This is a genomic window from Mycobacterium sp. E1386 (genome assembly GCF_001672745.1).
Lineage (GTDB): Bacteria > Actinomycetota > Actinomycetes > Mycobacteriales > Mycobacteriaceae > Mycobacterium.
Map to the genome: position 1 here is coordinate 1 of NZ_LZKH01000020.1, position 24,519 is coordinate 24,519.

The 24,519-nt window shown below is 68.9% G+C and carries 24 protein-coding genes and 2 pseudogenes; 15 read left to right on the plus strand and 11 right to left on the minus strand.

Translation table 11 applies throughout. The features are described from left to right. From A5709_RS02325 to A5709_RS02335, 3 genes and pseudogenes are all read left to right on the plus strand, one after another. A pseudogene (locus A5709_RS02325) lies at nt 1-337 on the plus strand (phosphatidylinositol mannoside acyltransferase); the annotation flags it as partial. Further along, entirely contained in the window at nt 337-1,461 is a 1,125-nt protein-coding gene (locus tag A5709_RS02330; protein ID WP_068117685.1) for a glycosyltransferase family 4 protein, read from the plus strand. The pseudogene A5709_RS02325 and the gene A5709_RS02330, both read left to right, overlap by 1 nt. Next, nucleotides 1,461-2,486 carry an NUDIX hydrolase gene (locus A5709_RS02335; protein WP_067948735.1) on the plus strand — a complete coding sequence of 342 codons (1,026 nt, stop codon included), beginning with the start codon at nt 1,461-1,463 and terminating at the stop codon, nt 2,484-2,486. The genes A5709_RS02330 and A5709_RS02335 overlap by 1 nt, the downstream gene beginning before the upstream one ends. 5 nt (nt 2,487-2,491) lie before the next feature. On the opposite strand, the gene A5709_RS02340 is transcribed toward A5709_RS02335, so the two are convergent. Together A5709_RS02340 and A5709_RS02345 are read right to left on the minus strand one after the other, a co-directional pair. Then, nucleotides 2,492-3,775, minus strand: a complete 1,284-nt coding sequence (locus tag A5709_RS02340; protein ID WP_068117688.1) for a PE-PPE domain-containing protein — start codon at nt 3,773-3,775, stop codon at nt 2,492-2,494. Nucleotides 3,776-3,789: 14 nt separating this feature from the next. Beyond that, nucleotides 3,790-4,908 (minus strand): PPE family protein, encoded by a 1,119-nt coding sequence (locus A5709_RS02345; RefSeq protein WP_068117691.1) that lies wholly within the window; start codon nt 4,906-4,908, stop codon nt 3,790-3,792. 289 nt (nt 4,909-5,197) lie between these two features. On the opposite strand from A5709_RS02345, the gene pdxS reads away from it, so the two are divergent. The 4 genes from pdxS (at nt 5,198) to A5709_RS02365 (ending at nt 8,454) form a co-directional block, all read left to right on the plus strand. Further along, nucleotides 5,198-6,046 (plus strand): pyridoxal 5'-phosphate synthase lyase subunit PdxS, encoded by an 849-nt coding sequence (gene pdxS, locus A5709_RS02350; RefSeq protein WP_231972140.1) that lies wholly within the window; start codon nt 5,198-5,200, stop codon nt 6,044-6,046. An 8-nt stretch (nt 6,047-6,054) separates the two neighbouring features. Then, nucleotides 6,055-6,891: an acyl-CoA thioesterase II gene (tesB, locus tag A5709_RS02355; protein ID WP_068012025.1), complete on the plus strand. Its 837-nt coding sequence runs from the start codon at nt 6,055-6,057 to the stop codon at nt 6,889-6,891. Further along, nucleotides 6,888-7,484, plus strand: coding sequence for a pyridoxal 5'-phosphate synthase glutaminase subunit PdxT (gene pdxT / locus A5709_RS02360; protein ID WP_068117693.1), 597 nt, complete (start codon nt 6,888-6,890; stop codon nt 7,482-7,484). Before tesB ends, pdxT begins: the two co-directional genes overlap by 4 nt. A 214-nt stretch (nt 7,485-7,698) precedes the next feature. Beyond that, a complete protein-coding gene (locus A5709_RS02365; protein ID WP_068012027.1) occupies nt 7,699-8,454 on the plus strand; it encodes a YebC/PmpR family DNA-binding transcriptional regulator in 756 nt (251 codons plus the stop codon). Nucleotides 8,455-8,467: 13 nt separating this feature from the next. On the opposite strand, the gene A5709_RS02370 is transcribed toward A5709_RS02365, so the two are convergent. The 7 genes from A5709_RS02370 to A5709_RS02400 form a co-directional block, all read right to left on the minus strand. Beyond that, entirely contained in the window at nt 8,468-9,526 is a 1,059-nt protein-coding gene (locus tag A5709_RS02370; protein ID WP_231986835.1) for a hypothetical protein, read from the minus strand. Between the two features lie 4 nt (nt 9,527-9,530). Continuing rightward, nucleotides 9,531-9,731 (minus strand): hypothetical protein, encoded by a 201-nt coding sequence (locus A5709_RS28655; RefSeq protein ID WP_231986837.1) that lies wholly within the window; start codon nt 9,729-9,731, stop codon nt 9,531-9,533. A 368-nt stretch (nt 9,732-10,099) separates the two neighbouring features. After that, nucleotides 10,100-11,686: a polyamine aminopropyltransferase gene (locus A5709_RS02380; RefSeq protein ID WP_068117702.1), complete on the minus strand. Its 1,587-nt coding sequence runs from the start codon at nt 11,684-11,686 to the stop codon at nt 10,100-10,102. Further along, nucleotides 11,683-12,138 (minus strand): DUF350 domain-containing protein, encoded by a 456-nt coding sequence (locus A5709_RS02385; protein WP_067948715.1) that lies wholly within the window; start codon nt 12,136-12,138, stop codon nt 11,683-11,685. The genes A5709_RS02380 and A5709_RS02385 overlap by 4 nt, the downstream gene beginning before the upstream one ends. A gap of 27 nt (nt 12,139-12,165) precedes the next feature. Further along, a complete protein-coding gene (locus A5709_RS02390; protein WP_067948713.1) occupies nt 12,166-12,597 on the minus strand; it encodes a DUF4247 domain-containing protein in 432 nt (143 codons plus the stop codon). Further along, entirely contained in the window at nt 12,594-13,106 is a 513-nt protein-coding gene (locus A5709_RS02395) for a DUF2617 family protein (protein WP_067948711.1), read from the minus strand. Before A5709_RS02395 ends, A5709_RS02390 begins: the two co-directional genes overlap by 4 nt. Before the next feature lie 9 nt (nt 13,107-13,115). Then, nucleotides 13,116-13,727, minus strand: coding sequence for a DUF4178 domain-containing protein (locus tag A5709_RS02400; RefSeq protein ID WP_067948709.1), 612 nt, complete (start codon nt 13,725-13,727; stop codon nt 13,116-13,118). 181 nt (nt 13,728-13,908) lie between these two features. Between A5709_RS02400 and ruvC the strand changes: the two genes are divergently transcribed. From ruvC to A5709_RS02430, 6 genes are all read left to right on the plus strand, one after another. Further along, on the plus strand, nt 13,909-14,463 hold the full coding sequence (ruvC, locus tag A5709_RS02405) for a crossover junction endodeoxyribonuclease RuvC (protein ID WP_068117705.1): 555 nt from the start codon (nt 13,909-13,911) through the stop codon (nt 14,461-14,463). Next, a complete protein-coding gene (gene ruvA, locus A5709_RS02410; RefSeq protein WP_068117707.1) occupies nt 14,460-15,059 on the plus strand; it encodes a Holliday junction branch migration protein RuvA in 600 nt (199 codons plus the stop codon). The genes ruvC and ruvA overlap by 4 nt, the downstream gene beginning before the upstream one ends. Then, nucleotides 15,056-16,099: a Holliday junction branch migration DNA helicase RuvB gene (gene ruvB, locus A5709_RS02415; protein WP_068012031.1), complete on the plus strand. Its 1,044-nt coding sequence runs from the start codon at nt 15,056-15,058 to the stop codon at nt 16,097-16,099. The genes ruvA and ruvB overlap by 4 nt, the downstream gene beginning before the upstream one ends. A gap of 235 nt (nt 16,100-16,334) precedes the next feature. Then, a complete protein-coding gene (locus tag A5709_RS02420; RefSeq protein ID WP_067948701.1) occupies nt 16,335-17,015 on the plus strand; it encodes a hypothetical protein in 681 nt (226 codons plus the stop codon). 132 nt (nt 17,016-17,147) lie between these two features. Then, complete coding sequence (locus A5709_RS02425) at nt 17,148-17,534, plus strand: DUF1304 domain-containing protein (protein WP_068117710.1); 387 nt, start codon at nt 17,148-17,150, stop codon at nt 17,532-17,534. Between the two features lie 129 nt (nt 17,535-17,663). Next, entirely contained in the window at nt 17,664-18,350 is a 687-nt protein-coding gene (locus A5709_RS02430) for a hypothetical protein (protein ID WP_067948697.1), read from the plus strand. Nucleotides 18,351-18,414: 64 nt separating this feature from the next. On the opposite strand, the gene car is transcribed toward A5709_RS02430, so the two are convergent. Both car and gabT read right to left on the minus strand, forming a co-directional pair. Beyond that, nucleotides 18,415-21,939: a carboxylic acid reductase gene (gene car / locus A5709_RS02435; RefSeq protein WP_068117713.1), complete on the minus strand. Its 3,525-nt coding sequence runs from the start codon at nt 21,937-21,939 to the stop codon at nt 18,415-18,417. A 151-nt stretch (nt 21,940-22,090) separates the two neighbouring features. Further along, on the minus strand, nt 22,091-23,440 hold the full coding sequence (gene gabT / locus A5709_RS02440; protein ID WP_068117716.1) for a 4-aminobutyrate--2-oxoglutarate transaminase: 1,350 nt from the start codon (nt 23,438-23,440) through the stop codon (nt 22,091-22,093). A 196-nt stretch (nt 23,441-23,636) separates the two neighbouring features. Between gabT and yajC the strand changes: the two genes are divergently transcribed. Both yajC and A5709_RS02450 read left to right on the plus strand, forming a co-directional pair. Next, on the plus strand, nt 23,637-23,978 hold the full coding sequence (gene yajC, locus A5709_RS02445) for a preprotein translocase subunit YajC (RefSeq protein ID WP_067948691.1): 342 nt from the start codon (nt 23,637-23,639) through the stop codon (nt 23,976-23,978). A 115-nt stretch (nt 23,979-24,093) separates the two neighbouring features. Beyond that, nucleotides 24,094-24,519: pseudogene (locus tag A5709_RS02450) on the plus strand (protein translocase subunit SecD); the annotation flags it as partial.

The window sequence follows — 24,519 nt, forward strand, 5'->3', positions numbered from 1 at the left end:
GGGTTCACCGAAGAACTCGACCTCCACGCCGGAGCGGGTGAGGTCACGTTCGGCCATCAGGCAGACCACCCGGATGCCCGCCGGGCCGGCGAAGCTGGCGATCGAGACCGGGGCGGCGCTGCTGCCCTCGCACTGCTGGTTCGCCGACGACGGTTCGCGGGTCTGGATTCAGCCGCCGCTGGACTGCAGCAGCGGCGACGTGCAGGCCATCACCCAGGCGCTGGCCGACCGGTTCGCCGAGAACATCGCCGCCCACCCCGAGGACTGGCACATGCTGCAACCCCAGTGGCTGGCCGACCTGTCCGACGCCAAACAGGCGCGGCTCAGGGAGACCTGATGCGAATCGGGATGGTCTGCCCATACTCGTTCGACGTGCCGGGCGGGGTGCAGTCGCACGTCCTGCAGCTGGCCGAGGTGATGCGCAGGCGCGGCCACGAGGTGAGCGTCCTGGCGCCGGCCTCGCCCCACGCGGCGTTGCCGGACTACGTGGTGTCCGCCGGCAAGGCCGTCCCCATTCCCTACAACGGCTCGGTGGCCCGGCTGCGGTTCGGCCCGGCCACTCACCGCAAGGTCAAAAAGTGGCTTGCCGAAGGCGATTTCGACGTCCTTCACCTGCACGAGCCGAACGCGCCGAGCCTGTCGATGCTGGCGCTGAACATCGCCGCGGGGCCGATCGTTGCGACGTTTCACACCTCAACCACGAAGTCGCTGACGCTGACGGTGTTTCAGGGCATCCTGCGCCCGATGCACGAGAAGATCGTCGGCCGGATCGCGGTATCCGACCTGGCCCGGCGCTGGCAGATGGAGGCGCTGGGCACCGACGCGGTGGAGATCCCCAACGGGGTGGACGTCGACTCGTTCGCCTCGGCACCGCGACTGGAGGGCTACCCGCGGCCGGGCAAGACGGTGCTGTTCCTGGGCCGTTACGACGAGCCCCGCAAGGGCATGTCGGTGCTGCTCGACGCCCTGCCCGGGGTGGTCCAGCGCTTGCCGGACGTGCAGCTGCTCGTCGTCGGCCGCGGCGACGAGGACGAGTTGCGCGGCCAGGCGGGCGAATTGGTGAAGCACATCCGCTTCTTGGGTCAGGTCGACGACGCCGGGAAAGCCTCGGCGATGCGCAGCGCCGACGTGTACTGCGCGCCGCACCTTGGCGGCGAGAGCTTCGGCATCGTCCTGGTCGAGGCGATGGCCGCCGGCACCGCGGTGGTGGCCAGCGACCTGGACGCCTTCCGGCGCGTGCTGTGTGACGGCGAGGTCGGCTGCCTGGTGCCGGTCGGCGACGGCGTAGCGCTCGCGGACGCCCTGGTTTCGGTGCTAGAAAACGATGTGCTGCGCGAACGCTACGTGGCGGCCGGTTCGGCCGCGGTCCAGCGCTACGACTGGTCGGTGGTGGCCAGCCAGATCATGCGGGTATACGAGACGGTCGCCGCGTCCGGCGCCAAGGTCGAGGTGGCGAGCTGATGTCGTGGCTGATCGTCCCCATCGCGATCCTCGTGGGGCTCCTCGCGATATTGGGCGCGTGGGCCTATCAGACGGCCAACCGGCTGGACCGGCTGCACGTCCGCTACGACCTGTCGTGGCAGGCGCTCGACGGTGCGCTGGCGCGGCGCGCGGTGGTCGCGCGTGCGGTCGCCATCGACGCGTACGGCGGCGCCTCGGAAGGCAGGCGGCTGGCCGCGCTGGCCGACGCCGCCGAGGCCGCGCCGCGGCAGGCGCGCGAGTCGTGCGAGAACGAGCTCTCGGCCGCGCTGGCGATCGTCGATCCGGCGTCGCTGCCGGCCGGGCTGATCGCCGAGCTGGCCGACGCCGAGGCCCGGGTGGTGCTGGCCCGCCGCTTCCACAACGACGCCGTGCGAGACACCCTGGCGCTGCGCGAGCGATTCCTGGTGCGGACGCTCCGCCTCGGCGGGACCGCCGCGCTGCCAAGCTATTTCGAGATCGTCGAGCGGCCGCATGCGCTGGCACACGGCGACCACGGGGTGCTCAGCCACCGCACGTCGGCGCGCGTGGTGCTGCTCGACGAGACCGGCGCGGTGCTGTTGCTGCGCGGTTCGGATCCCGCGATCGCCCGGGAGCACGCGCCGAGCTGGTGGATCACGGTGGGCGGCGAGGTGCGCAAGGGGGAGCGGCTGGCCGAGGCCGCCGCCCGGGAGTTGGCCGAAGAGACCGGGTTACGAGTCGCGCCGGCAGAGATGGTCGGCCCGGTGTGGCGGCGCGACGAGGTGTTCGAGTTCAACGGCGCTCTGATCGACAGCGAAGAGTTCTACTTCGTCCACCGCACCCAGCGGTTCGAGCCATCCGTCGCGGACCGAACGGACCTGGAACGCAGCTACATCCACGGCCACCGCTGGTGTGATGCCGCCGAGATCGTGCGACTGGCCGCGGCCGGCGAGACGGTGTACCCGATGCAGCTGTCCGAACTGCTCACCGACGCGGCCGCGCTGGCCGGCGGCCGGGCGCCGGGACCGCTGCAATCGATCCGCTGACCGCGCTATAGCCGGTCGAATGGGACGCCGAAGTCGGTCGGCGCGCTCAATGCGGCGGCGAGCGATTCCGGAACTGCTTGCGCCGCAACCGGAGTAAGGCCCGAGGCGGTGGCGAACGAGATGGATTGGAAGGGGCCGGGGAGCCCGGTGGCGTAACCGAAGTCGATGAACGGCTGAAGGAAGGGCTGGAGCAGGTCGGCGAGCGGATTCCCCAGGATGGGGATCATCCGCAGCGGGTCCAGCAGCGGCAGGTTCTGGGGAATCAGATAGTAGGTGGTCACGCCGATGTGTGTCTGGATGGCGGTGGCAAGCTGCGCGGCGGTGAGCGTCGGATATGTCGAGTGCAGGTAGGGAAAACCCAAGAGGGCGTTGAGGTCCGCCCCGATGTTGAAGATGCTCCGCGGGAAGTACGCGATGGGGTCGTATTGGAGCGTGTAGATGGCCGTCTGGTAGAGGGTGTCCACCGGAGTCACGACGTGAAACGCGCCAAAGCCGGGGATGAAGTGCGTGAGGATGCCGGTGCCGGGAACGTTCGGGTCGGAGAGCAGCACGAACGACAGCAGGTCCGAACTCGGCCGGATGGCCGCGGGCAGGGCGTCGAGATAGCGCATTTCAAGGGTGGCAATCGTGGCGCTCTGCGAATAGCCCAATACGACAACGTGATTGCCCGCACCGGTCTCGCTCAGAATGGCGCTGTTGAGTATTGAGACGCCCTGCCGGACCGACTGCCCGAAGGTTTCGCTGGTGAGCCCGGTGACGGGCCAGAAGTCCTCGGGAGTGGTCAGGCCCACCGGCGTGTAGCCGGGGTAATGCGGGGCGATGTAGGTGCCGTAGACGGAACTCACGTAGGACGGGGTGGGTTGCGGGTTTCCGGTGCCGCCCATGATCAACGCGATGTTGCTCGACGACGTCGTCGTCGGCGTGCTTTGCAATTGGCTTGCCAGGCCCAAGCTTCCGCTCACCGTCTGCTGCGAGGGCAGGGCCGGCGCCAGTTGCGTGGCGGCCGCGTTGGAGGCCTCCGCCTGGGCATACGAATCGCTGCTGTCGATCAATGACTGCACGAACCGCTGATGAAACGCCTCCGCCCGCGCGCCGATCTCCTGATAGTGCTGGCCGAACGTCGCGAACAGCGCCGCGGTGCGGACGGACACCGCATCCGCGGCCGGGGGGAACACCATGGTCGTCGGGGTGGCAGCCGCCCCGTCCGCGGCCGCTATCGCCGAACCGATGCCCTGCAAATCTCCGGCGGCCGCTGCCAGCGTCTCCGGGGCCGTGATCACGAACGACATCGCATCGCCCCCGACTAGCCGACCACCGGGCGCGCCAGCACACCGGAGCGCGGCGCCTCGGTCGCCGGATTCACCCCGGCCATCCCGCGCCCGGACGTGGTAACCGCCGGCTTGAACGGCACTCTCGGCACGCTCGGCGCCGCTTGACTCACGCCGGCGGTCGGCACGCCGGCAACCGGAGCAGTCGACGTGGCCGCCTGCACCTCGGTGGCCCAGCCCGGCGGAACCGACAGCGCCCCAATGGAACCCGCCCTGCCCGCCTGGGCCAACACCGCGGGAGCGCCCAGCTGTGGCGGGGCCTGCGCCCCAACGGCGGAACCGGCGGAGGCCAAGGCCGACCCCATGGACGGCATGCCGGCGACGGCGCTGCTCATCAACGGATTTGCGCCACCCATGAACTGGCCCAGGACCTGACCGACGAGCATGCTCATGGGTTGCATGGCGAACTCGCCGCCCATCGAGAGCATCTCCAGCGGCGACAGCCCCGAAGTCGACGACGGGGAGAGCCCAAACGACTGAAACAGCGACGACATCAGCTGCGCGTCCGACATGGCCGATTGCGCCTGATCCGCCACCGATGCCGCGGCTTGAGGCGCGGGGCCGAGGCCGTCGGGCGGTTCGGCGAACGACGTCAACTGCGCCCCCACTGCCAGCGTGCTGGCATCGTAGGCGGTCATCGCGGTGGCGTCCTGGGCCCACATCTCGGAGTAGTGCGCCTCGGTGGCCATGATCGCCGGGGTGTTCTGGCCGAAGAAGTTCGTCGAGATCAACGCCATCAGCTGAGCGCGGTTAGCGGCGATCACGGGCGGGGGCACCGTCATCGCGAACGCCGCCTCGTAGGCGGCGGCCGCCGCCGTCGCCTGGGTCGACACCTGCTCGGCCTGCATCGCCGTCGCCGCCAACCAGGTGACGAACGGGCTGGCCGCGGCAGCCATCGCGACGGCCGACGGACCCAGCCACGGCCCGCTCGTCAGTGCCGAGATGACCGCCGCATACGAGGACGCCGCCCACCCCAACTCGGCGGCCAACCCGGCCCAGGCGGCCGCGGCTAACATCATGGACCCCGCGCCCGGGCCGGCATACATCAGACCGGAATTGATCTCGGGCGGTAACAGCCCAAAATCCGGCACCATCCGACCCCCTCCTCAGCCAGGTCGGCGGCCGCCGTTACCGCAACTAGGTGGCCACGCTATTCGTCGCGCCCGAATCGACGGGTGTGAGCAAACTAACCATGAAGTGTGTAGCAAGGGCTCGATTTTTGGGCCTAGGGCCAATCGGCCCCTCTTGTGAGTCCCACAGTCGGAAAACTCGTTTCGGCCCCCACTAGACTGGGTCGACAACGGTTGAAGGAGATCAGCAGTGGATACCGCCGCTTCACCCAACGGCAGCGGGCGAACGGGAACCGCGCGCGTCAAGCGCGGCATGGCCGAGATGCTCAAGGGCGGCGTCATCATGGACGTCGTCACCCCGGAGCAGGCCCGCATCGCGGAGGGCGCCGGGGCCGTCGCCGTGATGGCGCTGGAGCGGGTGCCCGCCGACATCCGCGCCCAGGGCGGCGTCTCGCGGATGAGCGACCCCGACATGATCGAGGGCATCATCGCCGCGGTGACGATCCCGGTGATGGCCAAGGCGCGCATCGGGCACTTCGTCGAGGCGCAGATCCTGCAGAGCCTCGGCGTCGACTACGTCGACGAGTCCGAGGTGCTGACTCCCGCGGACTACGCCCACCACATCGACAAGTGGAAGTTCACCGTGCCGTTCGTGTGCGGGGCGACCAATCTGGGCGAGGCGCTGCGCCGCATCAGCGAAGGCGCGGCGATGATCCGGTCCAAGGGCGAGGCCGGGACCGGAGACGTCTCCAACGCGACCACGCACATGCGGGCGATCGGTGGCGAGATCCGGCGGCTGACCTCGATGTCGGAAGACGAATTGTATGTAGCCGCAAAGGAATTGCGGGCGCCCTACGACCTCGTCGTCGAGGTGGCCCGGGCCGGCAAGCTGCCCGTCACCCTGTTCACCGCGGGCGGCATCGCCACCCCCGCCGACGCGGCGATGATGATGCAGCTCGGAGCCGAGGGCGTCTTCGTCGGGTCGGGGATCTTCAAGTCGGGGGATCCCGCGCAGCGCGCCGCCGCCATCGTCAAGGCCACCACGTTCTACGACGACCCGGATGTGCTGGCCAAGGTGTCGCGCGGCCTCGGCGAGCCGATGGTGGGCATCAACGTCGAGCAACTCGCTCAGCCCCACCGGCTGGCCGAACGCGGCTGGTAAAACGCTCCGTGGCGATCGAAGAGATCCTCGATCTCGAGCAACTCGAGGTCAACATCTACCGCGGTCGGGTGTTCAGCCCCGAGTCGGGATATTTCCAGCGCACGTTCGGTGGCCACGTGGCCGGGCAGTCGCTGGTCTCGGCGGTGCGCACGGTCGACCCCCGTTACCAGGTGCACTCGCTGCACGGTTACTTCCTGCGGCCCGGGGACGCCAACGAGCCCACGGTCTTCATCGTCGAGCGCACCCGCGACGGCGGCTCCTTCGCCACCCGGCGCGTCAACGCCATCCAGCACGGCGAGATCATCTTCAGCATGGGGGCGTCCTTCCAGACCGACCAGGAGGGCATCCACCACCAGGACGTCATGCCGGCCGCGCCGCCGCCCGACGGGCTGCCCGGCCTGGACTCGATCAAGGTGTTCGACGACGCCGGCTTCAAGCAGTTCGAGGAGTGGGACGTCTGCATCGTGCCGCGCGAGCGCCTGCAGCTGTCGCCCGGCAAGGCCTCCCAGCAGCAGGTGTGGTTCCGCCACCGCGACCCGCTGCCCGACGACCCGGTGCTGCACATCTGCGCGCTGGCCTACATGAGCGACCTCACCTTGTTGGGATCGGCGCAGGTCAACCACCTCGACGTGCGAGAGCATCTGCAGGTGGCGTCGCTGGACCACGCGATGTGGTTCATGCGGGCGTTCCGGGCCGACGAGTGGCTGCTGTATGACCAGTCGTCGCCGTCGGCCAGCGGTGGTCGCTCGTTGTGCCAGGGCAAGATCTTCACCCAGTCCGGCGAGATGGTGGCGGCGGTCATGCAGGAGGGGCTGACCCGCTTCCCGCGCGGATTTCAGTCGTGAGCCGTCCCCTGATCGGCGTGCTGGCGCTGCAGGGCGACACCCGCGAGCACCTGGCGGCGCTGCGCGAAGCCGGGGCCGAGTCGATGCCGGTGCGGCGCCGGGCGGAGCTGGAGAAGGTCGACGGGCTGGTCATTCCCGGTGGCGAATCCACCACGATGAGCCACCTGCTGCTCGACCTCGACCTGTTGGAGCCGCTGCGCGGGCTGCTGGCCGACGGGCTGCCGGCCTATGGCGCGTGCGCCGGGATGATCCTGCTGGCCAGTGAGATCCTCGACGCCGGCGCGGGCGGCCGGGAGGCGCTGCCCCTGCGTGCGATCGATATGACCGTGCGGCGCAACGCTTTTGGGCGGCAGGTCGACTCGTTCGAGGGTGACATCCCGTTCGCCGGTTTGGACGGCCCGGTGCGCGCGGTGTTCATCCGCGCCCCGTGGGTGGAGCGGGCCGGCGACGACGTGCAGGCGCTGGCCGAAGCGTCGGGGCACACGGTCGCGGTGCGGCAGGGCGCGAAGCTGGCGACGGCGTTTCATCCCGAGGTGACCGGCGACCGGCGCGTCCACCAGCTCTTCGTGGACATCGTCAACGGCACCGCCTGACCCATCAGTCACATCAGCACCAGCTTTCGGGTGATGATGTGACCCCGGAAATTGATAGCGCGGGCGATATCAATTTCGGGAAGGCGCATATCCCTGTGTTCTTGTGACTGCTGGGGCGGCCGGGCCGTGAGGGGAGCGGCCGGGCAATCTCCGCCAGCCGTCCACGTAGACTCGTCTGGCGAACTTTCGGAGACAGAAGAGGTAAGAGACACCCATGAGCGGCCATTCCAAGTGGGCCACCACCAAGCACCAAAAGGCCGTCAAAGACGCGCGCCGCGGCAAGGAATTCGCCCGGCTCATCAAGAACATCGAGGTCGCCGCCCGGACCGGCGGTGGGGACCCAGCGGGCAACCCGACGCTCTACGACGCCATCCAGAAGGCGAAGAAGACCTCGGTGCCCAACGACAACATCGAGCGTGCCCGCAAGCGCGGCGCAGGCGAGGAAGCCGGCGGCGCCGACTACCAGACGATCATGTACGAGGGCTACGGGCCCAACGGCGTGGCGGTGCTGATCGAATGCCTGACCGACAACCGCAACCGCGCGGCCGGCGAGGTCCGGGTGGCGGTGACCCGCAACGGCGGCACCATGGCCGATCCCGGCTCGGTCTCGTATCTCTTCACCCGCAAGGGCGTCGTCACGCTGGAGAAGAACGGGCTGACCGAAGACGACGTGCTGACCGCGGTTCTCGACGCCGGTGCCGAGGACGTCAACGACCTCGGTGAGAGCTTCGAGATCATCTCGGAGCCGACGGACCTGGTCGCGGTGCGGACGGCGTTGCAGGACGCCGGCATCGACTACGAGTCCGCCGAGGCCAGCTTCCAGCCGTCGGTCAGCGTCCCGGTGGACGTCGACGGCGCCCGCAAAGTCTTCAAGCTCGTCGACGCCCTCGAGGACAGCGACGACGTGCAGAACGTCTGGACCAACGTCGACCTGTCCGATGAGGTGCTGGCCGCTCTCGACGAGGACTGAGGGGCGGGCCGCATTACGAGGCCAAGTCGAGCCTTCCTGTCAGCGTCATCCAGTCGGCGCCCGAGACCGCATAAGCCGGAGGGTCGTGAATCACGGCCACGTTGTCGCTCCATAGGAATCGCTGCTGAAGCCCGCTGAAGTCGCGGCATCCGATGGTCAGTGGTTGGCTGCCGGGAATGCCTAGGGTCACAGCGGGCATCGTCGAAAAGTACTGGCCGGCAACATCGTCGAGCCGGTAGGTGGCCCTGGTCGCGGTCACCTGCGAAAGCGAGGCCGAGGCGGTGAGCGCGTTGCTGTCCGCGTCGATCACCCGGATCGTGTCGTCATCGACGTCGACGAACAGCTGCGGCTGCGACAGCGATTGCGCCAATCGCTGTTTCTTCATCAGCGCAAACGGCCCCATCTGCTGGATCAACAAGGGGTTCGGAAACAGCACACAGCGAGCCGGATCTCCCGGTGCGGGTTCGCCCACAGCCAAGCCGCGCCAGCGGCCGCTCAGGGACAACATCGCGACGAACTCCGGCTGGGACAACCAGGCATCGACGAGCGGCGCCGGCGGGGCACTGAGAGGTGTCGTCGGGCCAATCCGGCAGTCACGTCCGCCGAGAATGAATTGATGGCGGCCGCGCCGCAGATGAAGCGCCAGTCCCGTACTCGCCCACAGGCCTAGCTCGGCGTCAGCGAATGAGTAGAAATCGCCCCGAGCGCCGTCGATCGTGAGTCCCTCGGATGTGACGTCTAGGTGGTACTTGCGGCGCCATCGCCAAAGGAACAGGGCGCCGAGGGCGAGCCCCAAAACGGCCAACAACGCGAGCCAGCCGTAGGCGATCACCGGGCCGGGAACGTTCGGGAAGGACCGGTGGGAGCCGCGCGAGTTGCCAAAGGTGCGTCCGACCATCATCAGCACGACACTCAAAACGATCGCCCAAAAGCCGATCTGGATGTAGATCGTCGCGCGCTTGCCGGTCAGTTTGGCCCAATTGGGCGAGTAGATCGAGCAGGACGCCACGAACGGGCGCGACGCGGAAGACTCTCCGTTGACACTCATGTCGACTCCTTGCTCGCCCGTCACCGGCTTATCCGTGGAACCCCGGGTCGTAGTGCGGCGGCACGGGGCACCAACCCGGGCCGCAATTCACACCCGAGGGATTGTCGGGCGGCGGATTGTCGCCGTCCCAGGTGTGTGAACTTTGCAGCGTCGGCTGTCCGTTGAGGGCGATCCGCGGAACGTTCCCCCACCCGTCGGCGACGATGTACCACGTGTGGCACACAGACATATCCCAGACGTAGTTCTGTGCGACACCGCGGGACGAATTCGGCCCGCTCGGCCACTCCATTGACTGCCCTGGACACCAAGTGAACGGGCCCTTGTTGGCATGCGCGATGCCCTGGGCCAGTCCGATACCTGCGATTGCAAGGCCGACTGAGAGAACCAGGCCCGCCGCAGCCCGCAACACTTTTCTGGCGATATTCATGTGCGTTCCTTCGGCTTGCGTCCGGCGGGTCGCCTAGGTGGCGTCGCCTTGCAAGTACACCGGTATCGGTGGGCTACCGATCCCAACACCAGAAACCGCGAGATCTCCGGCGCTCGCTGCTCAGTGTGCGCCGCGGGACGCTAAAAGCGCCGTCGAATTTCGAAACGGCCCTAGTCGTAGCCGTGCCGCATGTCCTCGACGATGCGCGGATTGTCCAGCGTCGAGGGCTCGAGCGGGCGGGGGCGGGTGTCGTCGGGAAACACCGTCGCGGCGTCGAGAACGTGCTGGTTCAGGAAGCGCAGCGGGGGCGCGTTGGGCGGCACGGTGGGTGTGGGCGCACTGCCCCCGCGGCGCGCCAGCACGAAACCCCAGTCACCGAACGTCGGCACATACACGTGGTAGGGCGTCACCGCGTAGCCGGCCGCGCGGATCGACGAGGCGGTGCGCCAGAACGCGGTCTGCGTCGAGAACGGGCTGCCCGCCTGCACAACCATCAGGCCGTTTTCGGCCAGCGCGTGTCCGATGAGTGCGTAGAACTCGGTCGAATACAGCCGGCCCAGGACCGGGGTGTCGGGGTCGGGCAGGTCGACGATGACCGCGTCGAAGCCGCCGGGCGGCACGACGTCCGGGTGCGGCGAGCGCAACCAGCGCATCGCGTCGTCGATCACCACCCTGACCCGCGGGCTGTCCAGCGAGCCGCCGTTGGCCCTGCGCATCGTGGTGCGCGCCAGCTGAATCACCGCGGGGTCGAGCTCCACCTGCACGATCCTCGTGACGCCCGGCTGACGCAGTAGCTCGCGGGCCACCAGTCCGTCCCCGCCCCCGAGGACCAGGACCGATCGCGCGCCCGCCCCGAACGCGGGGTAGACCAGGCTTTCGGTGTAGCGGTACTCGTCCCGGGTGGAGAATTGCAGCCCCCCGTCGAGGTAGAGGCGCATGTCGTTACCGCGCTGGGTGACCACGATCTCCTGGTAGGCGGAGTGTTGGTAGGCGATGATCGGGTCCGCGTAGAGGCGCTGTCTGCTCGTGGTCTCGATGTCGGCCGAACGGGCCAGCAGCGTGACGAGGAGGGCGAGCGCGGCGGCGAGTGCACACAGCGCCGTCGCCAGTTGTCGGGCCGAAACGACCCGGCGCAGTACGAAGATCGCCACGACGGCCGCAGCCAGCAGATTGACGATGCCGGTGGCCGCCGCGCCGCGAATCATGCCCAGCTGCGGCAAGAGCAGGAACGGCCACACCAGCCCGCCCAGCAGCGCGCCGAGGTAATCGGCGGCGTTGAGGTTGGCCAGCGTCCGGCCGGTTTCGGGCGCCTCGCCGCTGCGGCCGCGCTGCAGCATCGTCATCAGCAGCGGCACCTCGGCGCCGACCAGCCCACCGATCAGGGCCGTGCCGACTGCCAGCATCCACATCGACTCGTCGTCGATGAATGCGAACACCGTGTACAGCGCCGCCGCCGACAGGCCGCCGACGATGCTCAGCAGCACCTCCACCGCGACGAACGCGATGGCCGCGTGCGCCAGCAGCGGCTTGACCACCAGGGCGCCCACGCCGAGCGCGGCGATGTAGCCCGCGACGATCAGTGACGTGGCGACGATGCCGCCGCCGTTGAGGCTCGCCGCCAGCGTGAGCAGCGCGAGTTCGTAGACGATGCCGGACGCCGCACATGCCGCAACGGCGGCCAGCAACACGGCGCGCCACCGCGCCGAAGGCTCCACGGGCCGGCTCACCTCTGGCACCGGCAGATCAACGGATGTCATGACACCGCGGCGGCCGTGACTCCTCCCACGGCGAGCAATATCAGCGCCACGGCGAACGATCCCGGATGCAACTCCGGCTCGTCGATGTGCTCGTGGAAACTGCCGGGTATCAGCAGGTGCATCGTGAGCAGCGCCACCCCCAGCAGGATCACGCCCATCAGCCCGTACACCGCCACGCCGACGAGCCCCTGGCCCAGCTGGCTATAGCTGTTCGCGATCGCGGTGATGATGACCACGGTCAGGGAGATGTACATCGCGCCCGCGACGATGACGGCGTTGGGGCGGCGGTCGATGAACACCAGCCGGCGCAGATTGCCCGGGGTCAACACGTCGACCGCGTAGAACCCGACAAGCAGCACTGCCATGCCGACCAGGAAGTACAGGATCGTTGCGACCGCGCCCTTCAGGACGGGATTGAGGTCGACGGTGCCGATCTCGACGGCGAGGTACATGGTTTTCTCCTTTGTGGTGGTGAGCCGTCACTTGGTTCCGCCGGGGCCGCCGGGCGTACCGCCGGCGCCGCCCGAGGGCGAGCCGGGGGTGAAGCCGGGGCCCAGGAAGATGAAGGCGCCGTGGCTGTATCCGGCGTTCAGGCCCTCCAGGCGGATGCTGCACGGGCGACTGCCGTCGGGGCCGACGATCACGATGTTGTTGCTATAGCGCAGGTACTCACTGTCGCCGTTGGCGGCACGCGCCTCGGGGGACTGGTACTCGGCAAGCGTGTCGGCCACGTCGTCGGGAGGCCCGTTGCATTCGTAGCGCTTCCCGTTCGCGTCGTGGGCGTACTCGTGATAGTGGCTGGCGATGTAAGAAGCAATATTCTTCTGCGACAAGATGATTCCGGGCACCAGGCAGGCGACGGCGGCGACGGCCAGCGCACCGGCGATCACGAACAGGCGATTGCGGCTCATGGGTGCCACCGGCTCACCGTATGGACCACGTCACCGCCGGACCCAAAAGGGCTGCGCGGGTAGAGGTGCCAGGTCTGCCAATGCCAGCCGGCGCCGTCGGGTTCGGCGGCCAACGCGGTCAGCGCGGCGTCGTCGCCGGGGAAAGTGCCACCGAGCCAACCCTTTTCCCGCGCGCACCGGTCACGAAGCTCACGCGCCAAGCGGCGGAAGGCCGCCTCGTCGTACGAGTCGGTGCGGGATTGCAGGGAGTACCCGGGCGCGGCGGTGCGCTCCGGCAGGTCGACGCCCAGGCCGCGCGCCGTGCAGGAGACCTCTTCGGAGAACCGGCCCGCGCCGTGCTCGACGGTGACGACGTGCGATGCGCCCAGCACCCCCAGCCGCAGGGCGCCGCCGCCCGGGTGGTGCAGAAGGCAGTCCGCCAGCGGCAGGGGTGCGGGCGCGTTGAGCGCGAGTCCGAGCTTCTGCCCGGAGACGTCCGACGGCGCAACGGCGAGCTGATGAAGGGGCACCGACGCGCCCTAGGGGGTCGACGGCGGGGGCGCCGGATACACGGTGAGCTCGCCCGTCAGCACGGGCTTGCCGGTCGAAACCTCCCACGGCATGCCCGGCGCCCAGCGCTCGAACGAAAGCAGCGCGGACTCGTCGGAGTTGGCGCAGTCGACGAACTCCATCTCGCCACCCGCCGGCAGGCCCGTGGTGCCCTCGGTGGTGAACGACGCGCGACCGCGTTCGGACTCGTGAAACGTCACCCCGTCGACGACGTAGGAGTCGCCCGGCTGCAGCTGGACGTCCTTGCGGCTGACCCACATCGCCAGCTCGAGGCGCCCGTCGTCCTCTTCGACGCTGAACCAGATCGGCTGGTCGCCGCCCTCCAGCAGATGTTCCCACCACACGAACGGGCCCTCGCGATACGTCACCGATCCGCGGACCACGTAGTCGACGCCGCCGTAGCTGACGATCGCGCCGGGGCCGAGTTGCCGGGGCCCGAACTCGGGCATCGCGTTGAACGAGAGGGGATCCTGGCGTCCGCGCGGCGGGGCCGATTGCTTGGGCCGCCGCAAAGCGATGACCAACACCACGATTGACGCGATGAACAGCACGATCGCGATAATGACCAGCAGTGATCCCACGCGAACCCTTCCGTTGCCACATTGCTTGAGCGAACGTGGGGTAAAGCTAACAGCTTTTTTGCGGGTTCGGCGCTGTAACGTCCCGAGCCGGGAATCGGCGGCGAAGCCGCGTGTCCTCCGCGGAGCCGTCGGCCCCGGCCGCTAGGGTATCGAACAGCTGTTCTACAGGTGGGAGCGGGCAATGCGCGTGATGGGCGTCGACCCCGGACTGACCCGATGCGGACTGTCGGTGGTCGAAACCGGGCGCGGGCGAAACGTTGTCGCGCTCGACGTCGACGTGGTGCGGACCCCGTCTGATGCGCCGTTAGCCCATCGGCTGTTGGCCATCAGCGATGCCGTCGAGCACTGGCTGGCCACCCACCAACCGGATGTCGTGGCCATCGAGCGGGTGTTCTCCCAGCTGAACGTCTCGACGGTGATGGGCACCGCGCAGGCCGGCGGGGTGGTCGCGCTCGCGGCCGCCCGACGGGGCATCGACGTGCACTTTCACACCCCGAGCGAGGTGAAGGCCGCGGTGACGGGCAACGGCGCCGCGGACAAGGCCCAGGTCACCGCGATGGTCACCAAAATCCTTGCGCTGCAAGCCAAGCCGACGCCGGCCGACGCCGCCGACGCGCTGGCGCTGGCGATCTGTCACTGCTGGCGGGCGCCGATGATGGCCCGGATGGCCGCGGCCGAGGCGCTGGCCGAGCAGCAGCGGCACAACTATCTGGCGAAGCTGAAGGCCGCGCGATGATCGCGTCGGTGCGCGGCGAGGTGCTCGAGGTGGCGCTCGACCATGCGGTGATCGAGGCCGCCGGGGTTGGCTACCGGGTGAACGCGACACCGTCGACGTTGGCGACCCTGCGCACCGGGACCGAGGCCCGGCTGATCACCGCGATGGTGGTGCGCGAGGATTCAATGACCCTCTACGGGTTCGGGGACTCCGAGACCCGCGACCTGTTCCTCACGCTGCTGACGGTGTCGGGCGTGGGACCACGGCTGGCCATGGCGACGCTGGCGGTGCACGACGCCGCGGCGCTGCGGCAGGTGCTGCACGACAGCGACGTCACCGCGCTGACCCGGGTGCCCGGGATCGGTAAACGCGGCGCCGAGCGGATGGTGCTCGAGCTGCGGGACAAGGTCGGTGCCGTCGCGGCGGGCGCTCCGGGTGGCGCATCCGCGGTAAACGGGCACGCGGTCCGGGGCCCGGTGGTCGAGGCCCTGGTCGGTCTCGGCTTCGCCGTCAAGCAGGCCGAAGAGGCCACCGACAAGGTGCTGGCCACCGAGCAGGACGCGACGACGTCGGGCGCCCTGCGCGCCGCGCTGTCGCTGCTGGGCAAGTCCCGATGAGCGACTACGACGACCGCGAGCTGTCCCCGGCGCTGGCCGTCGGGGAGGGGGACATCGACGTCAGCCTGCGGCCGCGTTCGCTGCAAGAGTTCATCGGCCAGCCGCGGGTGCGCGAACAGCTCCAGCTGGTGATCGAGGGAGCCAAGAACCGCGGTGGGACACCGGATCACATCCTGCTGTCGGGTCCGCCCGGGCTCGGCAAGACGTCGCTGGCCATGATCATCGCGGCCGAACTCGGGACGTCGTTGCGGGTGACGTCGGGCCCCGCGCTGGAACGCGCAGGCGACTTGGCCGCCATGCTGTCCAACCTGGTCGAGCACGACGTGCTGTTCATCGACGAGATCCACCGAATAGCGCGCCCCGCGGAGGAGATGCTGTACCTGGCCATGGAGGACTTCCGGGTCGACGTGGTGGTGGGCAAGGGTCCCGGCGCGACGTCGATCCCCCTGGAGGTCGCGCCCTTCACCCTGGTCGGCGCGACCACCCGGTCCGGCGCGCTGACCGGCCCGCTGCGCGACCGGTTCGGCTTCACCGCACACATGGACTTCTACGAGCCCGCCGAGCTGGAGCGGGTGCTGGCCCGATCCGCCGGGATTCTGGGTATCGAGCTGGGCGCCGAGGCGGCCGAGGAGATCGCCCGGCGCTCGCGCGGCACGCCGCGCATCGCGAACCGGCTGCTGCGCCGGGTCCGGGACTTCGCCGAGGTGCGCGCCGACGGGGTGATCACCCGCGACGTCGCGAAGTCCGCGCTGGCGGTCTACGACGTCGACGAACTCGGCTTGGACCGGTTGGACCGGGCGGTGCTGTCGGCGCTGACCCGCAGTTTCGGCGGCGGGCCGGTCGGGGTGTCGACGCTGGCGGTGGCCGTCGGCGAGGAGGCCGCCACCGTCGAGGAGGTGTGCGAGCCGTTCCTGGTGCGCGCCGGGATGGTGGCCCGCACCCCCCGGGGGCGGGTGGCCACCGCTCAGGCGTGGACCCACCTGGGCATGAGCCCGCCGGCGGGGGCGGCCGGGTTGGGCCAACCCGGGCTGTTCGACTAGTTCGCCGCCGTCGCCGACGGCCTGGCGAATTGCAGCCAAATCGTGACCTTTGCGGCTGGCCGGCGCGCGTACGGGCGGCTGCCCGGATCGGGCCTGCTCAGAGCGCCGCCACCGGCGTCGCCGGTACCTCGGCGCAGGGCCGCAGCAAACGGGATGCGCGGCCCGCGGCAGGTTATGCGCGGGCGCCGTCGGGTAACCAGGCTCACAACAGCAATACCTGTTGAAGGAGATTCTGATGAGGAACACGCGCTACGACTATGAACGCCCTCGCGCGCTCTACATGCCGCGCACCCGCGGCGCGCTGACCGGCCTGCTCCTGATCTTGTTGGGCGCCTGGGGCGCATTGGTGCCGTTCTTCGGGCCCAACATCGATTGGGCGTACATGTCCGACCCGGCCTGGACGTGGACGACGACCAAGGGCTGGCTCGAGGTACTCCCCGGGGCCGCCACGGCGGTGGGTGGCCTGCTCGTGCTGTTGTCCGGCAACCGGGCCAGCGCCGTGTTCGGCGGCTGGCTGGCGGTCGCCGGCGGCGCCTGGTTCGTGGTGGGCCGCGCGTTCGCGTCGACCCTGGGCATCGGGGACCTCGGTCAACCGGTGGCGTCGACGGACCTGAAACGAGCCCTGTTGGAGATCACCTACTTCACCGGTCTGGGCGCCCTGATCGTGTTCCTGGGCGGGGCGGCGGTCGCGCGCGTGGCCGTTCGGCACGCGCGCGATGTCGTGGTGAGGGAACCGGCGCCAGTGGCGGCGGACGCCGTGCCTGCGGGTGAGCCCGCCATGTACGACGAGACTCGCGGCCCGACGCGGGCGCGGGCGGATGCACTGACAGCCGAGCCCGAGCCGCGCGGGCGGGGCCTGTTCGGTCGGCGCGCCGGTGGCGGTCTTTTCCACCGCCACCACCACGCCGGGGTGTAAGCGGTAACCGGTAACTCGGGAGGCGCCGGTAGCCGTTGGCTACCGGCGCCCTTTCGTGTCAGGGCAGTCCCGCCGGCCGCGGGTCGGTAAAGTCTGCCGGGACACGCAGGCCTCGACGAGCGAGGAGGAGCGATGATCGCCGCCGGGTTGGTGTTCGCCGCATTGGCGGCGTTACTGCACGTGTACATCTTCGTGATGGAATCGTTGACCTGGACTTCGCCGCGAACCCGTGCCACGTTCGGCACGACGGCCGAGGAGGCCGAGACCACCAAGCTGCTGGCCTTCAACCAAGGCTTCTACAACTTGTTCCTTGCGGTGGTCAGCGGCGCGGGCATTGCCGCAATCGTGTTGCGGCACAACGCCGTTGGTGCGGCGCTGATTTTCGCCGGCGTCGGTTCGATGGCGGCGGCCGCGGTGGTGCTGCTCCTGTCCGCGCCGGAGAAGGCGCGGGCCGCGGTGACGCAGGGCGCCTTTCCGGTGATCGCGATCGTGCTGCTGCTGCTCGGACTTCACCAGTAACAGCAGCCTCACCAGCCCCAATGGCCACGGGGGCGGGGTGGTTTGCGCGCGCCCGATGGGTTACGACTGGAAAACGCCGGGTACCCATCTCCGGCCGGAAATAGGCCCGGTATTTAACGAGGGGATGTCATGAAATACGCAGAAGACGGCCAAACCCGCGGGCTGAGCATGCCGCGTTCGCGTGGCGCGGTCAGCGGATTGCTCCTGGTCATCTTGGGAGCTTGGGGGGCGTTAATACCGTTTGTCGGACCGCGCTTCAATTTCGCCTACACACCCGACCGGGAGTGGGCGTGGAGTACGGCTCGTGGGTGGCTCGAGGTCCTGCCGGGAGCCGCGACCGTGCTGGGCGGTCTGTTGTTGATCGTCGCCGGAAACCGGGTGGCGGCCATGTTGGGCGGTTGGCTGGCGGTGCTGGCCGGCGCCTGGTTCGTCGTCGGTGGTCAGCTCGCGCCGCTGCTGGGAATCGGCTCCGCCGGCGACCCGGTCGCCGCCACCGATCGCAAGCGTGCGGTGCTCGAGGTCAGCTATTTCTCCGGACTGGGCGCGTTGATCGTCTTCGTCGGCGGTGTGGTGCTGGCGCGCACGGCCGTGCGGCTGGCGCGTGACGTGCAGCCCGTGCCGCCGGCGGCGGCCGTGTCGGCGCCGGGCGTCGAGCCCTACCGCGAAGCGGCATACGAGCCCGCCGAGGTGTCCTCGGGCGCGTTGACCAAGCCGCGTTCGGCCGCCGACCCGGAGCCGAAGCGGGGGTGGCGTCGCCAACGCCCGGCGTCGGGTGCCAACGCCGCGTACCTGCGCTGGCCACACCCACAGCAGTAACCGCTCTTCAGCGAGAACGGCGATCGCCCAGTCCGTCGCGGACTGGGCGATCGCTGTTTTGCGCTTACAGCAGGCCGAGCAACTGCAGGTCGGTGATGTACTTGACGATGATCGGCGCCGAGACATGCGGAATGTCTTTGTCGGGGCCGATTTTCGCCTCCTGCACCGCGGCGCGGAAGCGATCGGTCGGTGCCATCGATCCGTTGATCGGCTCTGAAGGCTGCTGGTAGTTGTGCAGCAGCGGCAGCAGCGAGTACTGGCGTTGCCGCTCGGGCAGGCCCCGCATCGTCTGCTCGAACCGGCGCAGCCATTCGCCGTAGTCGGCGATCCGCTGGATCCCAAAGCCGGCGTCGATCAGCCAGTCGACGTACTCGTCGAGCCCGATGCCGTCGTCGTACGGGTTCATCACGTGGTACGTCTGGAAGCCGTCCCCGGTGTCCAGCACCTGCGTCCCCAGCGTGGAGATCGCCGCGGCGATGAATTCGACCGGCAGGCCGTCGTAGTGCGAACGCTGACGGTTGCCCTCGGCGTCCAGCTCGTAGAACGAACCGGGTGCGACACCGGTCGCCACCAGGCTCAGCATCAGCCGGGTGAACATGTCGGGCAGGTTGAGCTGCCCGGCGTAGGTGGTGTCGGCCAGGATCATGTCGCACCGGAAGACCGTGACGGGCAGGCCGCACAGGTCGTGCGCCTCCCGCAGCAGCACCTCGCCGGCCCACTTGCTGTTGCCGTAGCCGTTGGCGTAGTTGTCGTTGATCTCGCGGGTAGCGCTGATCTGCCGGACGTCGGCGTCTTCGACGAACTGGCCCGGCTTGATCTGGTCACCGACGCCGATCGTCGAGACGTAGGCGTACGGCTTCAGCTTGGTGGTCAGCGCGATCCGGATCAGTTCGGCGGTACCCAGCGCGTTGGGGCCGAACAGCTCGCTATACGGCAGGACGTGGTTCACCAGAGCGGCCGGATCGACGATCAGATCGACGGTGTCGGCCAGCCGCTGCCAGGTCGGCTGGTCCAGGCCGAGGTTGGCCTCGCCCTTGTCGCCGGCGATGACTTCGAGGTGGTCGGCGGCCAATTGCTGATAGTGCGCCACCAACTTCGGGTCGCCGTGCGGTGAGCCCACGCCGAACGTCTTGTCCAGCCGGGCGCGCGCCTCGTCGTCGGACTTGGCCCGCACCAGCGCGATCACCTTGCCGTCCACCATGTCCATGCGCTCGAGCCACTCCAGCGCCAGGTAGCGGCCCAGGAAGCCGGTCGCGCCGGTCAGCAACACCGTTCGCACCTCGGTGGTCGGCCGGGGCAGGCTCGGTGCCGCGGTCAGGGTCTCCGCCTCGAGGAACTTGTCGAGGGTCAGGTCGCCTGCGTGCACCGTGCCGGCATCGCGTCCGTGGACCGCGGCGAAGGTCGGCCGCTTGGTGCCCTGGCGCTCGCCCTCGATGTAGCTGGCGATGGCCTGCAGGTCGCTGGCCGGGCTGACGATGACGCCCACCGGGACGTCGATGTCGAAGATCTCGCGCAGCAGGTTCCCAAACGTCAACGCCGACAACGAGTCTCCGCCCAGGTCGGTGAAGTGCGCGTCCGGGGTCAGCTCGGTGCTCGCCGTGCCGAGCATGGCCGCGGCGGCCCGGCTCACCGTCTGCAGCACCGGCGCGTTCGCGCCGTTGCGGCGCAATTCGGCAAGCTCGTTGGCCTGCCCCTGGGCCAGCTCGGCGTAGAGCTGCTCGAGGCGCTCGCCGTAATGCTGCTTCAGCTTCGGCCACGCCAGCTTGCGGATCCCGGTCAGCAGACCGTTCTCCAGGCTGAACGGGGTGGTCTCGATGATGAAGTCGCGCGGCACCTCGTAGGACTGCAGGCCCGCCTGACGTGCGACGGTCTGCAGTGAGTCGGCGATCTTTCCCTTGAGCGTCTCGAGGTCCCCCGAGGCCAGCGCTTCTTCGGTGGGCACCACGACAGCCAGCAGGTAGGGCTGGGCGCTGTTGCCGTAGACGTAGATCTGGCGCACCAGCGGGCTGTTGCCGAACTCGGCCTCCAGCTTGGCCAGGGTCACGAACTCGCCCTGCGCCAGCTTCAACACGTTGTTGCGGCGGTCGACGTACACCAGCTTGTCCGGCGCGATCTCGGCGAACACGTCGCCGGTCCGGTAGTAGCCGTCTTCGTCGAACACGTTCGCGGTGGTCTCGGCCCGCTTGTAGTAGCCGGGGAACATGTTCTCGGTGCGCAGCAACAGCTCGCCGCGCGGGTGCGGCCGGTCGGTGCTGAAGTAGCCCAGGTCCGGCACGTCGACGAGCTTGTAGTCGATCACCGGCGGGCGCTGAATCTCGCCGTCGAACAGCACCATCCCGGCTTCGGTCGAGCCGTAGCCGTCCATCAGGTGCATCTCGAGCAGCGACTCGACCCAGGTGCGCAACTCCGGCGAGGTCGGGGCCGAGCCCGTCATCGCGAAGATGAACCGCCCACCCAGCAGGTACTGGCGCTGCTCGGCCAGGGCCTGAGCCGCCACAGCCTCGCGGTCGCCGCCCTCGGAAAGCCGCCGGTCAACCTGGCGCTGGAATTCGCCAAACAGGGTCTCCCAGATGCGCGGCACGAAGTTCAGCTCGGTCGGCCGCACCAGCTCGAGGTCCTCCAGCAGCGTGGAGAGATCGCTCTTGGCGGCGAAGTACGCGGTGCCGCCGTTGCCCAGCGTGCCGTACAGGATGCCGCGGCCCATGACGTGGCTCATCGGCATGAAGTTCAGGGTGATCGACGCGGCGCTTTCGCCGAACCAGTTCCTGCTGCCCCGACGCCAGATCTTGGCGACGTTGCTCTGCGGGTACATCGCGCCCTTGGGTGCGCCGGTGCTGCCGGAGGTGTAGATCAGCAGGGCCAGCGGGTCGGATTCCTCGCTGGCGGGGATGGGCGTTTCCGGCAGCGCCTTGCCGCGCTCGAGCACCTCGGCCAGCGTCTCGACCGGCACGCCGGCGTCCGCCAGCCGCGTGCGCGCGGTCTCCACGGCCTCGCGCTCGTCGTCGACCTCGGGGTGGTAGTCGAACGCCACCAGCTTGGCGGGCCGGTGGCCGCTCAAGATCAACTCCACGGCCTCGGGCAGCTGGTTCACGCTGGCCGCGATCACGGTGGGCTCGGTCTCGGTGACGATCGGCTGCAGCGACGTGAGCGAGGCGCTGGTCTGCAGCGGCACCGACACCGCGCTGATGATGGCCAGCGCCATGTCGATGGTGGCGTAGTCGACGCTGTTGAAGCCCAACACACAGACCCGGTCACCGACGTGCACCCCGTCGTTGGCCCAGGCGCGCCCGAGCGCCTCGACGCGATCGGCCAGCTGGCGATACGTGATGGTCTCGTAGCGGGGGAGCAGCTCCAGCCTGGTGCGCCCGGTCGCCGCGTCCTCCACGTACTCCACCACGCGGTGCGCGAGGGCCGGCCGATCCGCATACCCCTCGAGTGCGGTCCGGATGACTTCTGGAAGTCGCAGTCCGGGCTTCTCGAGCGCCGCTTCGACCGCCGGGTCGGGGCGCGCGGCGGCGAACTGGGGGTCGCTTGCGGTCAGTTCCTCGATGCGGCGCTCGAGCCGCTCGTCGTGATTGATGGTCGACATAAACAAATTCCCTTGCAATGAAAGATAGTGAGTCGTTTCGCGCCGATGCGCTGACGTTTAGAACGTTAGCTAAAGTAACGGTATTCCACCACGGCCGCGCCGCGGCGGGGGTTGTGAGATTGCCCACGCGGGCTCGACGAGTCCCCAGGTCTTAGAGGTCGCCCAGCAGCCCGCCGAGGATGTCGAGCCCCTCGGCGAGCAGCTCGTCGCTGATCGGCAGCGGCGGTAGCAGCCGGATGACGTTGCCGAACATGCCGCAGGTCAGCACGACCACCCCGGCGGCGTGGGACGCGGTGGACAATTTCCGAGTCAGCTCCGCGTCGGGTTCCGAGGTCCCTGACTTCACCAACTCGATGGCGATCATGGCGCCGCGGCCACGCACGTCGCCGATCCGGTCATCGCTGGCCTGCAGACGCAACAACGGTTCGGTGATCAGCCGTTCCAATTGTCGAGCGCGATCGATTAGTCCGTCGCTTTCGATCGTGGTGATGGTGGCCAGTGCGGCCGCACAGGCAATTGGGTTACCGCCGAAGGTGCCGCCCAAACCGCCGACGTGCGATGCGTCCATGATCGGTCCGCGGCCGGTGACCGCCGAGAGCGGCAGCCCGTCGGCGATGCCCTTGGCGGTGCAGATCAGGTCGGGTTCCAGACCGTTCGGCCCTTCGTGTTCGCACGCGAACATCGCGCCGGTGCGCGCGAAGCCGGTCTGCACCTCGTCGGCGATGAACACCACGTCGTTCCTGCGGCACCAGTCGAGCAGGGCGGGCAGGAATCCCTCGGCCGGCACGATGAACCCGCCCTCGCCGGCGATCGGTTCGATGATGACGGCGGCGAGGCTGTCGGCGCCGACCTGGCTCTCGATCACGTCGATCGCCCGTGCGGCGGCCTTCTCGCCGTCGGTGGCCAGCTCCTTGTCGAGCAGGCCGTCCCGGTAGGGGTAGGACACCGGGGCCCGGTAGACCTCCGGCGCGAACGGGCCGAAGCCGCTCTTGTAGGGCTTGGACTTGGCGGTCAGCGCCATCGCCAGGTTGGTGCGGCCGTGATAGGCGTGGTTGAACGCCACGACGGCGGGCTTGCGGGTGTACGCGCGCGCGATCTTCACTGCATTCTCGACCGCCTCGGCGCCGGAATTGAACAACACCGAGCGCTTCTCGCCCGAGCCCGGCGTGATCCGGTTCAGCTCCTCGGCGACGGCGATGTACTGCTCGTACGGCGTGACCATGAAGCAGGTGTGGGTGAACTCGGCGACCTGCGCGCGCACGGCCTCCACCACCCGGGGTGCGGAATTGCCGATGGTGGTCACGGCGATGCCCGAAGCCAGGTCGATGAGCCGGTTGCCGTCGACGTCCTCGATGATGCCGCCGGAGGCGCGCGCCACGAACACCGGCAACGAAACGTTCACCCCGTGCGATACCGCCGCGGCGCGCCGTTTGGTCAGTTCCAGCGAAGCGGGACCGGGGATTTCGGTGACCAGCTGGCGGGTCTGCTCGAGGCCGGCCACGATTTTCTCCTCACCGCGGCGCGCCCGTCACGTCGCCACTCAAGCCTATCCGGCCCGGCCCCGACGGGCCTCCCGCGCACGGCGGCGGTCGGGAGCGACCTGCGGCACTGGCACACTGGCCGGTATGAGGTGCGCGGCCCGCGGGCCGTCCCGGCACTAATGCTCCGAATGCCACTACGAAAAGACAGGCCCGTTCATGGAGAGTTTGATCCTGTTCCTGCCCTTCCTGCTCATCATGGGGGGGTTCATGTACTTCGCGTCGCGGCGCCAGAAGCGCGCGATGCAGGCGACCATCGACCTGCACGAGTCATTGCAGCCGGGGGACCGCGTGCACACGACGTCCGGTCTGGAGGCGACGGTCGTCGCGATCACGGAGGACACCATCGATCTCGAGATCGCCCCCGGCGTGGTGACCACGTGGATGAAGCTCGCCATCCGCGACCGGATCCTGCCCGAAGACGATCAAGACCTGATCGACGGTGACGGCTCCGACGACTTGGCAGAATCCGACGAGGGCCGGGTCACCAAGGATTCCTGACGGCAGATGCCCCCGCCGCGGCGGACCGCTTTCGCAACGGGCGCGTGCGCGGCACTAGGCTCTGTTCCGGGCTCTGTCCGGGGTAAGAACCGCTACTCGAGGAGATAGAAGGAACGTGGCATCGTCTTCGGCGCCGGTGCACCCTGCCCGCTACCTGTCGGTTTTCTTGTTGCTGCTCGTCGGCGTCTACCTGCTGGTGTTCCTGACCGGGGACAAGCGGGCCGCCCCCAAGCTCGGCATCGACCTGCAGGGCGGTACCCGCGTCACGTTGACCGCGCGCACCCCGGACGGGTCGCGCCCGAGCCGCGATGCGCTGGCCCAGGCACAGCAGATCATCAGCGCGCGGGTCAACGGGCTTGGCGTGTCCGGTTCCGAAGTGGTGGTCGACGGCGACAACCTGGTCATCACCGTTCCCGGCAACGACGGCAACGAGGCGCGCAACCTGGGCCAGACCGCCCGCCTCTATATCCGTCCGGTGCTGAACTCGATGCCGGCCCAGGCGCCCCAGCCCACGCCCGCCCCGAAGGCGCCGTCGCCGGGC